Source organism: Arthrobacter rhombi, assembly GCF_039526245.1.
In the GTDB taxonomy this organism is placed as follows: Bacteria; Actinomycetota; Actinomycetes; order Actinomycetales; family Micrococcaceae; genus Arthrobacter_H; species Arthrobacter_H rhombi.
This window is the reverse complement of sequence record NZ_BAAAIV010000006.1, coordinates 85,523-99,590: the sequence shown is the minus strand read 5'-3', so window position 1 is coordinate 99,590 and position 14,068 is coordinate 85,523. Positions and strand designations below refer to the sequence as shown.

General features: G+C 68.5%; 15 protein-coding genes. 1 reads left to right on the top strand and 14 read right to left on the bottom strand.

The window, feature by feature from the left end; genetic code table 11:
* Positions 1–12: 12 nt before the first annotated feature.
* On the bottom strand, positions 13–993 hold the full coding sequence (locus ABD088_RS06405) for an aspartate carbamoyltransferase catalytic subunit (RefSeq protein WP_343900873.1): 981 nt from the start codon (positions 991–993) through the stop codon (positions 13–15).
* Positions 990–1,595 carry a bifunctional pyr operon transcriptional regulator/uracil phosphoribosyltransferase PyrR gene (gene pyrR / locus ABD088_RS06400; RefSeq protein WP_343900871.1) on the bottom strand — a complete coding sequence of 202 codons (606 nt, stop codon included), beginning with the start codon at positions 1,593–1,595 and terminating at the stop codon, positions 990–992. Before pyrR ends, ABD088_RS06405 begins: the two co-directional genes overlap by 4 nt.
* 198 nt (positions 1,596–1,793) lie before the next feature.
* On the opposite strand from pyrR, the gene ABD088_RS06395 reads away from it, so the two are divergent.
* Entirely contained in the window at positions 1,794–3,023 is a 1,230-nt protein-coding gene (locus ABD088_RS06395; protein ID WP_343900870.1) for a PrsW family glutamic-type intramembrane protease, read from the top strand.
* A gap of 125 nt (positions 3,024–3,148) precedes the next feature.
* On the opposite strand, the gene nusB is transcribed toward ABD088_RS06395, so the two are convergent.
* The 12 genes from nusB to ABD088_RS06335 all read right to left on the bottom strand — a co-directional run bounded on the left by nusB (position 3,149) and on the right by ABD088_RS06335 (position 13,918).
* The gene (gene nusB / locus ABD088_RS06390; protein WP_343900869.1) at positions 3,149–3,559 is read right to left on the bottom strand and encodes a transcription antitermination factor NusB; all 411 of its coding nucleotides are present in this window, start codon (positions 3,557–3,559) and stop codon (positions 3,149–3,151) included.
* On the bottom strand, positions 3,559–4,119 hold the full coding sequence (efp, locus tag ABD088_RS06385) for an elongation factor P (RefSeq protein ID WP_343900868.1): 561 nt from the start codon (positions 4,117–4,119) through the stop codon (positions 3,559–3,561). Before efp ends, nusB begins: the two co-directional genes overlap by 1 nt.
* 96 nt (positions 4,120–4,215) lie before the next feature.
* On the bottom strand, positions 4,216–4,719 hold the full coding sequence (locus tag ABD088_RS06380) for a tetratricopeptide repeat protein (protein WP_343900867.1): 504 nt from the start codon (positions 4,717–4,719) through the stop codon (positions 4,216–4,218).
* On the bottom strand, positions 4,716–5,807 hold the full coding sequence (gene aroB / locus ABD088_RS06375; RefSeq protein ID WP_343900866.1) for a 3-dehydroquinate synthase: 1,092 nt from the start codon (positions 5,805–5,807) through the stop codon (positions 4,716–4,718). The genes ABD088_RS06380 and aroB overlap by 4 nt, the downstream gene beginning before the upstream one ends.
* Positions 5,804–6,337 carry a shikimate kinase gene (locus ABD088_RS06370; protein ID WP_343900865.1) on the bottom strand — a complete coding sequence of 178 codons (534 nt, stop codon included), beginning with the start codon at positions 6,335–6,337 and terminating at the stop codon, positions 5,804–5,806. Before ABD088_RS06370 ends, aroB begins: the two co-directional genes overlap by 4 nt.
* Positions 6,337–7,536 (bottom strand): chorismate synthase, encoded by a 1,200-nt coding sequence (aroC, locus tag ABD088_RS06365; RefSeq protein WP_343900864.1) that lies wholly within the window; start codon positions 7,534–7,536, stop codon positions 6,337–6,339. Before aroC ends, ABD088_RS06370 begins: the two co-directional genes overlap by 1 nt.
* 26 nt (positions 7,537–7,562) lie before the next feature.
* Positions 7,563–8,429, bottom strand: a complete 867-nt coding sequence (locus ABD088_RS06360) for a shikimate dehydrogenase family protein (protein ID WP_343900863.1) — start codon at positions 8,427–8,429, stop codon at positions 7,563–7,565.
* Positions 8,426–10,009 carry an endolytic transglycosylase MltG gene (gene mltG, locus ABD088_RS06355; protein ID WP_343900862.1) on the bottom strand — a complete coding sequence of 528 codons (1,584 nt, stop codon included), beginning with the start codon at positions 10,007–10,009 and terminating at the stop codon, positions 8,426–8,428. The genes ABD088_RS06360 and mltG overlap by 4 nt, the downstream gene beginning before the upstream one ends.
* Positions 10,010–10,022: 13 nt before the next feature.
* On the bottom strand, positions 10,023–10,550 hold the full coding sequence (ruvX, locus tag ABD088_RS06350; RefSeq protein WP_343900952.1) for a Holliday junction resolvase RuvX: 528 nt from the start codon (positions 10,548–10,550) through the stop codon (positions 10,023–10,025).
* The gene (alaS, locus tag ABD088_RS06345) at positions 10,547–13,240 is read right to left on the bottom strand and encodes an alanine--tRNA ligase (RefSeq protein WP_343900860.1); all 2,694 of its coding nucleotides are present in this window, start codon (positions 13,238–13,240) and stop codon (positions 10,547–10,549) included. Before alaS ends, ruvX begins: the two co-directional genes overlap by 4 nt.
* A gap of 51 nt (positions 13,241–13,291) precedes the next feature.
* The gene (locus ABD088_RS06340; protein ID WP_343900859.1) at positions 13,292–13,537 is read right to left on the bottom strand and encodes a hypothetical protein; all 246 of its coding nucleotides are present in this window, start codon (positions 13,535–13,537) and stop codon (positions 13,292–13,294) included.
* Between the two features lie 9 nt (positions 13,538–13,546).
* On the bottom strand, positions 13,547–13,918 hold the full coding sequence (locus tag ABD088_RS06335) for a DUF948 domain-containing protein (protein ID WP_343900857.1): 372 nt from the start codon (positions 13,916–13,918) through the stop codon (positions 13,547–13,549).
* Positions 13,919–14,068 lie beyond the last annotated feature (150 nt).

The following is a 14,068-nucleotide window of genomic DNA, read 5'->3' as shown; positions in this document are numbered from 1 at the left end:
GGTTCTCGATTCTCAGAGGGCGCCGGGACGCTGCGGGTCCGCGGAAAGCAGGAGGTACAGGACGGCCATGCGCACGGCGACACCGTTGGAGACCTGCTCCAGGACGGTGGAGCGCGGCGAATCCGCGGCGGCGGAGGAGATCTCCAGGCCGCGGTTCATCGGGCCGGGGTGCAGGATCACCGTCTCGCGTCCGGGCTGGGTTTCCAGTGCTGCCAGCCGGGCATCGTCGAAGCCCCACCTGCGGGAGTACTCGCGGGCACTGGGGAAGAACGAGGCATGCTGGCGCTCCCCCTGGACACGGAGCATCATGACCGCGTCGATGCCGCCGGCCAAGGTGGAATCCAGGTCGTAGCTGATCGTGCAGGGCCAGGACCCGGCGCCGATGGGCAGCAGGGTCGGCGGGGCGACCATCGTCACCTCGGCGCCCAGGGTGCGCAGCAGCCATAGGTTGGACCGGGCGACCCGGGAGTGCAGGATGTCCCCCACGATCGCCACCCGCAGCCCGGACAGGTCCGAGCCGGTGGACTCCACGCCGCGGACCGCGGCCCAGTGGTTGCGCAGCGTGAACGCGTCCAGCAGCGCCTGGGTGGGGTGTTCGTGCGTGCCGTCCCCGGCGTTGACCACCGGGGCGTCGATCCAACCTGCGGCCGCCAACCGGGCGGGGGCCCCGGAGGATCCGTGGCGGATGACCACCCCGTCGGCGCCGATGGCCTTGAGCGTCTGCGCGGTGTCCTTCAGCGACTCGCCCTTGGAGACCGAGGAACCCTTGGCTGAGAAGTTGATGACGTCGGCGGAGAGACGTTTGGCTGCCGCCTCGAAGGAGATCCGGGTGCGGGTGGAGTCCTCGAAGAAGAGGTTCACGACAGTGCGGCCACGCAGCGCCGGGAGCTTCTTGACCTCGCGGGTGCCCACCGCTGCCATGTCCTCGGCGATGTCCAGGATGCGGATCGCGTCGTCGCGGGCCAGATCGGCGGTGGAGAGCAGATGCCTCATGGCTGCCCCACGATCACGACGTCGTTGACCGGCACGCCCTCGGCGCTGTCGATTTCGCCCAGGCGGACCCTGACCTTTTCCGAGGCGGCGGTGGGCAGGTTCTTGCCCACGTGGTCGGCGCGGATCGGCAGTTCGCGGTGTCCGCGGTCCACCAGCACGGCCAACCGCACGATCCGGGGCCGGCCCAGATCCGAGAGCGCGTCCAGCGCCGCGCGGATGGTCCGCCCCGAGTAGAGCACGTCGTCGACCAGCACCACGACCTTGCCGTCGATGCCCCCTGCAGGAAGCCGTGTCGGCGACGGCGTGCGGGTGGTCGAATGGCGCAGGTCATCCCGGTACATGGTGATGTCGAGTTGACCGGTGATGGCCGCCGGATCGGTGCCGGGCTCGGCGCGGGCGATGCGCTCCGCGAGCCGCTGCGCCAGGGGGAAGCCGCGGGAGGGGATGCCCAGCAGGACCAGGTCCCGGGTGCCCTTGTTGGCTTCGATGATTTCGTGCGCGATGCGGGTGAGCACGCGCGAGATGTCGGCTTCTGAAAGTACAGTGCGAATACTGGTGGAACCGGTGGGCCCGGGTTCCTGGGTGGCGCCTGGTGTTTCCATGATGCCGCCTCCTTCCCCGCCTCACTGGACGGAACTTAAAGGGTGACTGCCCGCTCAAAATTATCACAGGACGACGACGGCGCCTCAGTCGCGTCCCTCGGCCCACCCATTGCGACTCCACTGTGACGGAAGCACGGTGACGTGTGCCACCACGATCGGCGGGCGCCGCAAGGCACCGACGCTGGCTATGCTGATTCCATGAGCGCATACCCACCCGGGGATCCGCAGCGGCGCAGTGCGGATCCTTCCGCTCCGCTCACCCCTGCCTGGCCCCGCGACGAGCCGGCACCGGACGTTTCCCTGGCTGCCCGCCTGGCCAAGGCGCGGCCACCGCGCCGTTACAGCCCGTGGCTGGTCGTGGTGGCGGCGCTCAGTGCCCTGGTGCTCCTCGGAGTGGCCATCTGGCTCGGCACCGTGTTGGGCGCCGAAACACTGTTCGTGGTGGGCCTGTTGGCGCTGTTCCCGCTGGCCATCTGCCTGCTGGCGCTGCGCTGGGTGGACCGTTGGGATCCCGAACCCCGGCTCGCGCTGGTCTGCGCCTTCGCCTGGGGTGCTGGCGCTTCCATCGCCGGCAGCCTGATCTTCGGTGAGGCCTTCGGCAAGGCGTTTGCCGCGCTGGCTGCGGCCACCGGGCCCGACTTGTTCAGCGCCGTCGTCCAGGCGCCCATCGTCGAGGAGACGATGAAGGGCATCGGGGTGCTGCTGATCTTCGCGGTGGCACGTTCACATTTCGACGGCCCTGTGGATGGCATCGTCTACGGCGGCACGATCGCCGCGGGGTTCGCCTTCACCGAGAACATCCTCTACTTTTCCGATGCCTATTCCCAAGCCGGCACCGCCATGATCCAGGTGTTCGTGTTGCGCGGGTTGTTCTCCCCATTTGCCCACGTGATGTTCACCGCGTGGACCGGTTTCGCCCTCGGGCTGGCAGCCCAGCGCGGTGCGCGGCGGCTCTGGCCGGTGTATTTCCTGCTGGGGTTGGTCCCGGCCATGATCGGGCACTTCCTGTGGAACGGCGGGATGGGCCTGATCTTCCAGGACTTCTGGACGTTCTACCTGCTGCTGCAGGTCCCGTTGTTCATCAGTGCGGTCATCGCCGTGCTGCTGCTGCGCCGCGGAGAACGCCGGCTGATCAACCGCAGGCTCGGCGACTACGCCGACGTCGGCTGGTTCAGCCGGGAGGAGATCGCCATGTTCTCCACCCGCACCGGGCGCAAGCAGGCGGCCGGTTGGGCGGCGGCCACCGGCCGGCGGGCGGCCATGAAGGGCTTCACCCGGACCGCGATGCGGCTGGCTGCCACGCGCAACCAGATCATCTCCGGCAGCCGCCGCGAGGCGGCGCTGCGTGATGAGGCCCGGCTCCTGGCACTGCTGCTGAAGTACCGCACCGACCTGACCGGCAGCCCCCAGGCCCCGGGCGTGGCCTGAGAGGTCCGTGGCCGGCGGGTGTGGTGGCCCGGCAGGTGCCCCCCACGCACGAACGGATGCCGCCCTGTCCAGGGTGGCATCCGTCGTCGTACTCGGTGCTTTGCGGGGCGGACCCGCCGGTGGCCTCAGGCCAGCAGCGTCGGCTTGAGCTGCTGGATGCGCCCGAGCAGGCCGTTGATGAACTCCGGCGAATCGTCGGTGGAGAAGATCTCGGCGGTGGCGACGGCCTCGGACACGGCGACCGCGTCGGGGACATCGTCGTTGTACAGCAGTTCCCAGGTCCCCAGGCGCAGGATGGTCCGGTCCACGGACGGCATCCGGTCCAGGGTCCAGCCCTTGGCGTAGGTGCCCAGGATCTCGTCGATCCGCTCGCCGTGGGCCATGACCCCCTCGATCAACGTCAACGTGTATTCGTTGACGGTGATGTCGGTGGTCTCACGGCGCAACCTCATGGCCTCCAGGGGCGAGACGTCGCGCTGTTCGGCCTCGAACAGGACGTCGAGCGCCCGTCGCCGGGCCTTGGTGCGGGCACTCACTAGTTGACACGCCCCAGGTAATCGCCGGTGCGGGTGTCGACCTTGACCTTGGTGCCCTGTTCCAGGAACAGCGGGACCTGGATCTCGAATCCGGTCTCCACGGTGGCCGGCTTGGTGCCGGCGGACGAGCGGTCGCCCTGCAGGCCGGGCTCGGTGTAGGTGATCTCCAGGGTCACCGACGGCGGCAGCTCGACGTAGAGGACCGCGCCTTCGTGCATGGCGATGGTGACCATCTCGGATTCGAGCAGGAAGTTCGACGCGTCGCCGACGACCTTGCCCTCGACCGTGAGCTGGTCGTAGTCGGAGGTGTTCATGAACACGTAGTCCACGCCGTCCTGGTACAGGTACTGGTAGTCGCGGCGGTCCACGGTGGCGGTCTCGATCTTGAGGCCGGCGTTGAAGGTCTTGTCCACGGTCTTGCCGGAGAGCACGTTGCGCATCTTGGTGCGCACGAACGCGCCGCCCTTGCCGGGCTTGACGTGCTGGAACTCGGTGATGGTCCACAGCTGGCCGTCGATCTTCAGGACCGTGCCGTTCTTGATGTCGTTGGTCGTAGCCACGGGTACTCTCTCTGTTCAGTCCCGGTCCGGGCCCGTCACCGCGCCATGGCACGGTGCGGCGGTCCAGGTCGCAATTGTCAAAAAACCATAGCCATTCTAGCGCACGGCGGTGGCCCTGGCCTGCGCCACCGCGAGCGAGCGGCTGGAGATCTCGATGCGGAAGGACTCGTCTCCGGCGGCGGTGCGCAAGTCCAGGGCCCGCCGGAAGCGGGTCGCGGCGGCGTGGTAGTCGCTGACCGCGAAATAGAGGACGCCCAGCTGCTGCTGCAGGACCGCCTCATGGGCGGTGTCCTTGAACTCGTCCAGGAGGTTGCGCAGGCGCTTGATGGCGCGCTCCGGGTCGCCGCTGGCACGCACGACGTCGGCATCGACCACGCGCAGCGGGAAGTTCTGCGGATCCACCAGGCGGGTCTCGGTGACCAGTTCGGCCGCCGCCGCGACGTCGCCGCGGGCCACATGGATCATGACCTGCTCGACGGGGTTTGCCGAGGCGAAGGCCTCCTGTGCCGCGTCGTCGTCGACGACCTGGGCGACCAGCGTGTCCGGGTCGATGGACAGACCGGGGATGCCGGTGGGGATCCAGTCGGTGGGCGTGTTCATTCGGCGATCTCCTGGTAGGCGGCGAAGAGCAGCGAGGTATCGGGGACCTCCAGCATGCCGGGCTTGGCCAGGTCGTCCAGGACCACGAAGCGCAGCAGGTCGCCGCGGGCCTTCTTGTCCCGGCGCATCCCATCGAGCAGGGCCGACCAGCGGTCCCGGCGATAGGTCACCGGCAGGCCGAGTGACGCGAGGATGTTGCGGTGGCGGTCGGCGAGTTCGTCGGTGATCCGCCCCATGGAGCGGGCCAGCTCGGCGGCGAAGACCAGGCCGATGGACACCGCAGCCCCGTGGCGCATCTGGTAGCGCTCGGCCAGTTCGATCGAGTGGGCCAGGGTGTGGCCGTAGTTCAGGAATTCGCGCTGCCCGGATTCGCGCAGGTCCGCCGAGACGATGCCGGCCTTCACGGCGATGGAGCGCTCGATGATCTCCCGCAGTTCCGGGGTGCGCGCGGTGGACGCCGCCTGCGGGTCGGCCTCGATGATCTCCAGGATCCGCGGGTCGGCGATGAAACCGCATTTGACGGCTTCGGCCAGCCCGGTGACCAGCTCGTTCGGGGGCAACGTCGCCAGGGCGTCGAGGTCCACGAGCACACCGGCCGGCGGGTGGAAGGAGCCCACCAGGTTCTTGCCCTCGGCCGTGTTGATGCCCGTCTTGCCACCGACAGCAGCGTCCACCATGCCCAGCAGACTGGTGGGGACGTGGATGACCTTGACCCCGCGCAGCCAGGTGGCTGCCACGAAGCCGGCCAGGTCGGTCACGGCGCCGCCGCCCACGGCGACGATGGCGTCCGAGCGGGTGAAGTCGTTCTGGCCCAGGACCTTCCAGCAGAAGGAGGCGACCTCGATGTGCTTGCCCTCTTCGGCGTCCGGGATCTCGGCGGTCATGGCGGTGAAGCCGGCGGCCTCGAGGTCTGACTTCACGGTGTCACCGGTGCTGCGCAGGGCGCGCGGGTGGATGATCAGGACCTTGCGGACGCGTTCCCCGAGCAGGGTCGGCATCTCCCCCAGCAGGCCCTCGCCGATCACGACGTCGTAGTTCTGCTCGGGGGCCGAACCCGTGATGGCGATACGGGTTGAAGCGCTGCTCATGTGGTGATGCCTCCAGTGGTTGATGCACGACGCCGGTAGGCGCCGAGGATGTTCTCTGCCAGTTCGGCCACGGTGCCGGTGCGGGCGTCGACGATGACGGTGGCGCACGAGCGGTAGTGGGCCTCGCGGGCCGCGAAGATCTGGACCCAGCGGTCCAGCGGGTTGCCCTCCAGCAGGGGCCGTCCCGGGACGCCGGCGATGCGGGTCCGCACGGTCTCCAGGTCGGTTTCCAGATAGACGGTGTAGCCGTCGCCGAGGATCCCGCGGTTCTCCTCGCTCAGCACCGCCCCTCCCCCGGTGGCGATGACCGCCGGTTCCGGACGCTCGGCTGCGGACCGCAGGGCTGCAGTCTCCAGCGCCCGGAACGCGGGCTCACCCCCGGCGGCGAAGATGTCGGCAATGCTTCCATGCACCGACGTCACCTCGGCGTCGGTGTCGATGAAGCCGACGCCGAGCCGGGCCGCCAGTTGGCGGCCCACCACGGATTTGCCGGTGGCCATGGGGCCGATCAGGAAGATGTCTGCAGACATCAGGGGCGGCCCGTGCCCAGCTCCGCGGGGATGGCTGCCAGGTAGGCCTCCAGGTTCCGCCGGGTCTCCGCCAGGGAGTCGCCACCGAACTTCTCGGTGACGGCTTCGGCGAGGACCAGGGCGACCATCGCCTCGGCGACGACCCCTGCCGCCGGGACGGCGCAGACGTCGGAACGCTGGTGGTGGGCGGTGGTCGATTCGCCGGTGGCGACGTCGATGGTGCGCAAGGCGCGCGGAACGGTGGCAATCGGCTTCATGGCGGCGCGCACCCGCAACGGATCACCGATGCTCATGCCGCCTTCGATGCCGCCGGCCCGGTTCGAGGCACGGCGGATCGTGCCGTCTTCGCCGCGGATGATCTCATCGTGTGCCGCCGAACCCCGGCGGGTGGCGGTGAGGAAGCCGTCACCGACCTCCACGCCCTTGATGGCCTGGATGCCCATGAGCGCGGCGGCCAGCCGGCCGTCCAGACGACGGTCCCAATGCACGTAGGACCCCAGGCCCGAGGGCAGGTTGTAGGCGATGACCTCCACGATGCCGCCGAGCGTCTCGCCGTCCTTGTGGGCGGCGTCGACCTCGGAAACCATGGCGTCGGAGGTATCGCGGTCGAAGCAGCGCAACGGGTCAGCGTCCAGGGCCACGACGTCGGAGGGAATCGGCAGCGCGGCACCCTCGGGCACCGACACGGAACCGACGGCGACGGTGTGGCTGACCAGTTCGATGCCCAGACCGGCGAGGAAGCGTGCGGCTGCGGTGCCCAGGGCAACCCGGGCGGCGGTCTCGCGGGCACTGGCCCGTTCCAGGACCGGGCGGGCGTCGTCGAAGCCGTACTTCTGCATGCCGGTGAAGTCCGCGTGCCCTGGACGCGGCCGGGTCAGCGGCGCATTGCGGGCCATCGACTCGAGTTCGGCCGGATCAACGGGGTCCGGGTTCATGACCTTTTCCCACTTGGGCCATTCGGTGTTCGCAACCTGGATGGCGACGGGGCCGCCCTGGGTCAGCCCGTGGCGGACTCCACCGACGAACGTGACCTGGTCCTTTTCGAACTTCATGCGGGCACCGCGGCCGTAGCCCAGCCGGCGTCTGGCCAGCGCATCCTGGACATCGGTGGTGGTCAGGGGCACGCCCGCGGGCAGGCCCTCCAGGATTCCAACGAGTGCGGGGCCGTGAGATTCGCCCGCCGTCAACCAACGCAACATGAAGTCCATACTGCCATGCCCAAGGGTCAACGGATTGGGTGGGGAAGCCCTACTGCGTCACACATCACATTTGTGACTTGGGGCCAATCCGCCCCGGTGATGCCGGTGAACAGACGTACTTGTTCCACGGCCTGATGCAACAACATGGTCAGTCCGCCGACCACCGACCCGCCGGCGGCCGACCAGGCGGAGCCCAGGGCGCTGGGCCACGGGTCGTAGGCCACGTCCAGCAGTGGGGTGCCCTCGCGCAAGGATTCCAGGCCCAGCAGGGGGGCCAGTCCATCGGCGGCATGGGGTGGGAGCGTGGAGATGACGGCGTCGTATCCGCCGATCCGCGCGGAGGCGGCTGCGGCATCGATGGCCTGCGCGGTGCAGCCCCATCCGGTGGCCAGGTCGATGACCGTGGCCGCGCGGTCTGGATTGCGCACGATGAAGTCCAGCTCACTGGCACCGAGGGCCTGCAGGGCGGCCGTCGCCGCGCTGGCCGTACCGCCGGCACCGAGCACGGCGACCCGCTCCAGCCGGGTGGCCCCAGCATCAGCCAAGGCGCGGACGATCCCCTCGACGTCGGTGTTCTCCCCTTGCAGGTGGAGCGAACCCGGGGTTCCGGAGACGACGATGGTGTTCAGCACGCCCAGGCGGCGCACCAGATCGGAGACGCCGTCCATGTGCGGAACCATGGCCTGCTTCAGCGGCATCGTCACCGAGGCCCCACGCCAGCCCGGCTCCGCGCGCAGCATCGACGCCAGGCGCCCTGCTTCGGCGACGCCTGCGTCCACGGCGCCGTAGTCGATGTCCACGCCGAGTTCGGCGTAGGCGGCCCGGTGCAGCGCCGGGGATTTGGAGTGGCTGATCGGTTGCCCGAAGACAGCAGCGCGACCGGGGACGGTCACTTGCAGACCTTCTGGTTGGCATCGCACCAGTCGCGGAACTCCTGCTGGTAGACCTTGTGCTGCTCGTAGGTCTTGGCGAACTTCGTCTCACCGGTCTTGGTGTTGACCGTCACCCAGTAGTAGTAGTCGTTCTTCTCCGGGTGGATCGCCGCTTCGATCGCCTGGTCCGCCGGCGAACCGATGGGGGTCGGCGGCAGACCGGTGTGGGCGTAGGTGTTGTACTTGTTGCCCTTGTCTGCCTTCTCCTCCTTGGTGAACTGCAGCGAATACTGGCCGAGACCGTAGATGACGCTGGAGTCGACCTGGAGGTATCCGCCCGTTTCGGTGTTGTCGGGCTTCAACCGGTTGTCCAGCGCACCGGAGACCGTCTTGTAGTCCTTCGGATTGGCCTCGGCCTGCAGGATGCTGGCGATCTTGAGCATCTTGTACTGCTCCGCGGGATCGGTCACCCCCTGGCTGGTGAGTTCCTTCTCGGTCGCATCGACCATCTGCTGCAGGATGTCCTTGGCACTGGCCTTCAGCGGGAACCGGTATTCACCGGGGTGCAGGAAGCCCTCGAGGTTGCTGACGGGGGCCTTGAGCCCGAATTGCTCGGGCTTCTTGTTCAGCGCCTCCAGTTCGGACACCGGGATGCCCGTCGCCTTGTTGATCTCATCGAAGACGGCGGTGGTGCGCACATTCTGCTTGAGGGCCACGTAGTTGACCTTCTCGGCAGCCTGCCCGACCAGGACGCTCGCGGCGTCCAGGGCCCGCATCTTGTACTTGAGTTCGTATTTGCCGGGGTGGATCGTCTTGTTCTTCGAATCCACCTGCTGGACGGAGTCGATGAAGATCTGCTTGTCGGAGACGATGCCCTCGTCGGCCAGATGCCCGCCTATCTGGGCGGGACCCCATCCGGGTTGCACCGTGAAGCTGACCTTGCCTTCGCCGGGGCCCGGGTAGTCCTCGGGGGCCCACATGCCCAGGAGGTTCTGCAGGATCAGGACGGTGCCGGCCAGGATGACGGCAAAGATCCCGATCATGATGGCCATGACGATGTTGCGGCGCCGGCGGCGGAGCTTGCGCACCCCGGGAGTCGTCCGCTTGCCCTTGAGCAGGAAATCGGTGGTCGACTCCGGATCCTCGGAGTCTTCGGTCCCTCCGGCACCTTGCTGCTGGCCTCCCTGGCCGGCGGCCACGGATCCGGAATCCGACGCGATGCTTGCGGCGGCCGCCCCGGTGGTGTTGTCCGGTCCCCGAGGGGCCTCGCTGTCCACGGGATGTGCCTGCAGGACTTCTGCGTGGTGGTGTGTGCGGTCCGGCAGGTCGGCCAAGGGGTCGATGGGCGCTGGCGCTTTCGGAGCCTCGTCCGAGGCGGCAGGCTCCGGGGACGCGTCGTCGCCGGCGGATGGCTCCGCAATGCGGGGCGTGTCCTCCGGCGGTGTTTCCTCAGGGGGGCGCGGGTCCAGCGGGGCGGAGCCTTCGGCGCGGCGTCGGCCGGAGCGAAGGCGGCGGAACGGCGCGTGCCCGTGGGGCGCGTCGACGCTCTCCTGGGGGTCGCCGGATTCGGCGCCGGCACCTCCGGGATGCTTTTCGTTCATCAGGTGATGTCCTTCAGTCAAGTTCCGTGCTCACGGGCAGTGCACCATGCACCACGGCGTCTCCGACGTCCCGCTGTAGTGATTTTTGCATGTCCAGGGCTTGTTGCAGAATATCGGCCGCGGCAACCTGGTCCACGACCAGACGGTGTTTGCGCCCGTCGAGTCCCGATTCACGCAGCGACCGGTGGGCGGAAACCGTGGTGAGACGCTCGTCGATCAGACGTACGGGAACCTCCGGGGACTCGCCGCGTAGCTCGCCAGCCAGCAGGTCTGCGTACTCGCGGGCCATCTGGGTCGAGCCGGTCTCATGGCCCTTCAGGGCACGCGGCAGGCCGACGAAGACCTGGACGGCTGCGTGCTCACGGACCAGGCGCGCCAGGTCGCGGACGTCGCTGTTCTTCTTCAGGTCCCGCCGCAGGGTCTTCAGGGGCGTGGCCAGGACGCCGTCGGGGTCGCAGAGTGCGACCCCGACGCGGGCCATTCCCACGTCGACGCCCAGCTTGACGCCGCGCGGGTAGCCCGCGACGTCCGGGACGCTCAGGACCGCTCCGAGATCTGGCGGACCACGGCGGCCAGGGCGTCCGATGTCTTGGAGACGTCGGAGCCTCCGCCTTGGGCGACGTCGTCCTTGCCGCCGCCACCACCGCCGAGGATGCCCGCAGCGGTGCGCACCAGCGCCCCGGCCTTCACGCCGGCGGTACGTGCCGCCTCGTTGGTGGCGACCAGGACCAGCGGCCGGTCGTTGGACACGCCGGTCAACGCCACAGTTGCCGGTTCGGAGCCCATCCGGGCCCGCAGATCCAGCGCCAGCGCCCGCAGGTCATCCGCGGAGGATACCGGTCCGGCGTCATGGGCCAGGACCTTCACCCCGGCGACGTCGCGTGCCTGCGAGACCAGGGCGCCGGCCTGGGCACGGCGCTGCTCGGCCCTCAGCTTCTCGATTTCCTTCTCGGCGGCCTTCAGCTTGCCGAGGGTCGCATGGATCCGGTCCGTCAGCTCGCCGGAAGGCACCCGGAAGAGGTCGGTGAGTTCGTTGACCAGTGCCCGTTCTGCGGCGCCGTGGCGGAACGCCTCCATCCCCACCAGGGCTTCGACGCGCCGGTTGCCGGAGCCCACCGATTGCTCGCCGAGCAGCGTCAGGGTACCGATCTGCGCGGTGTTGGCGACGTGGGTGCCGCCGCAGAGTTCACGCGACCAGGCTCCGTCGATCTCCACGACGCGGACCGTGTTGCCGTACTTTTCACCGAAGAGGCTCATGGCCCCCAGGTCCTTGGCCTCGGCCAACGGCATCACGGTGGTCTGGACGCCGAAGTCGTTGCGGATGGCCAGGTTGGCAACCTCCTCGACCTCGGAACGGGCAGCAGCTGAGAGCGCCTCGGTCCAGCTGAAGTCAAAGCGCAGGTAACCGGCCTTGTTGAACGACCCGGACTGCAGTGCCTCCGGGCCGAGGATCTGGTGCAGTGCCGCGTGGACCAGGTGGGTCGCGGAGTGGGCCTGTTCGCCCGAGCGCCGACGCTGGGTGTCCACCCGGGCGGTCACCTGCGCGTCCGCGGGCAGCTCCCCCTCGCGCACGATGGCGCGATGCACCGAGAGACCCTTGACGGGGGCCTGGACGTCGAGGACCTCGACGACGAATCCGTCGCCGGTGATCAGCCCGACGTCGGCGGCCTGGCCACCTGCCTCGGCGTAGAACGGTGTTTCGTTGAGCACCAGTTCGACTTCCTGGCCCTGTTCGGCGAACCGGACCAGTTCCCCGTCCCGGACGATGCCGCGGACGCTGGATCCACTGGTCAGTTCGTCGTAGCCGGTGAAGATCGTGTCCCCGGCGCCGTGCAACTGCGAGAAGACGGTGAGATCGGCGTGCCCTGCCTTCTTGGACTTGGCGTCCTTCTGGGCGCGTTGGCGCTGTTCGGTCATCAACGACCTGAAGGCAGCCTCGTCGACGGCCAGACCGGCCTCGGAGGCCATCTCCAGGGTCAGGTCGATCGGGAATCCGTAGGTGTCATGCAGGGCAAAGGCCTCTTCACCGGACAGGTTGGTGCCGGCAGCCTTGGAGGCGGTCACCGCCTGTTCCAGGCGTGCGGTACCGCTGGCGATGGTGCGCAGGAAGGCGCGCTCCTCGGCGTAGGCGATCCGCGAGATGCGGGCGAAGTCGGTCTCGACCTCCGGGTAGACGCCCTTCATGGCGTCCCGGGAGACCGGCAGCAGCTCCGGAAGCACCGGATCCTCGACGCCGAGCAGGCGCATGGCGCGCACGGCGCGGCGGATCAGCCGGCGCAGCACGTAGCCGCGGCCCTCGTTGGAGGGGGACACCCCGTCACTGATGAGCATCAGGGCCGAACGGATGTGGTCCCCGACCACGCGCAGGCGCACATCGTCGGTGTGGTTCGGGTCGGCGGGGTCCTCGGTGGAGGTGTATTCACGCCCTGCCAGTTCCGCGGCACGGTCCAGTACGGGGCGGACCTGGTCCGTCTCGTACATGTTCTCCACGCCCTGCAGGATCATCGCCAGCCGCTCCAGGCCCAGGCCGGTGTCGATGTTCTTCTGCGGCAGCTCCCCCGCGACGTCGAAGTCGGTCTTGGACCTGACCGCGGAGAGGCGGTACTGCATGAACACGAGGTTCCAGATCTCGATGAAACGGGTCTCGTCCACCGCGGGACCACCCTCGAGACCGTAGGCAGGACCACGATCGTAGTAGATCTCCGAGCAGGGGCCACCGGGCCCGGGCTGGCCGGTGCTCCAGTAGTTGTCTTCCTTGCCGGTGCCCACAATCCGTTCATCGGGGATGCCGACGACGTCGCGCCAGACCCGACGGGCCTCGTCGTCGCGCTCGTCGCCGTCCTCGTAGACGGTGACCCAGAGCCGTTCCGGATCCAGGCCGAATCCACCGTTCTCGAGGGAGCCGGTGAGCAGCTCCCAGGCGTAGGTGATGGCCTCGGCCTTGAAGTAGTCGCCGAAGGAGAAGTTCCCGGCCATCTGGAAGAAGGTGCCGTGGCGGACCGTCTTGCCGACCTCTTCGATGTCGGCGGTGCGGATGCACTTCTGGACGCTGACCGCACGGCTGTAGGGAGCGGTTTCGCGCGCGGTGAGGTACGGGATGAACGGGACCATGCCGGCCACGGTGAACAGCAAGGAGGGATCGCTGGAGACCAGCGAGGCGCTGGGCACCGGGGTATGGCCCTTGGCGGCGAAGAACTCAATCCACCGGCTGGCGATTTCCTGCGATTTCATGACTGCTGATGATCCCTTCGTGGAATGGGTGGGAGGCGGTGCGCGGGGGCCTCAGCCGCGGTGGCTGGGAGCCCCGGCCGCTGGCTGGTCGAGACCCAGTGCTGCGCGCAGCTCGGTTTCGCGGCCATGCATGCCGTCGCGGAACGCGTCGGCGGAGTACGAGAGTGCGTCGGCGAGCCGGCCGACCGAGCGGTTCAGGCCGTCACGGCCCAGGCTCTGCTTGACGCTGCCCAGCTTGCGGGTGGCCAGGACACCGACGCCCACGCCGATGCCTACCCAGAAAATCTTCTTGATCATGCTGGCCTCCTAGCGGCTGCGGCGGCCGGTGCCGCCCGATCGTGCGTTCAGGGCGCTGCGGACCCCGTGGGTGAAGGCCGCGACCTTGATCAGCGGCCCGCCCAGGACGGTGGCTGCCAGCGAGGACAGTGCCGTGACGTTGGCCGAGGCGTCGGAGACGTTGTTCGTGATGCCGTCGACCTTCTGCAGTTGGGCGTTGGTGGAAGCGACCGTCGTGGTCACTTCCTCGAGCAGCGGGCTGGTGCCGTCGGAGAGCTCACGGACGGCCAGGCGCAGTTCGTCGAAGACCTTTCCGAGCTTCAGGACGGGCACTGCCAGCAAGGCAACGAGGATCGCGAAGACCCCTGCCGCGATGAGGCCGGCGATATCTGACCCGGTCATATGGAACTGCTCCTCCTGCTAGGTGCTAATCAACAATGACCTACAGTACCGTTTCCGCGTCCCCACGGCCTGCGGCACACTCCGGTTGCCCGGAAAGTGGCCGTTGGCTGCACCACCGCGATGGCGGGGATCCGCGGGGACGACGCCGGC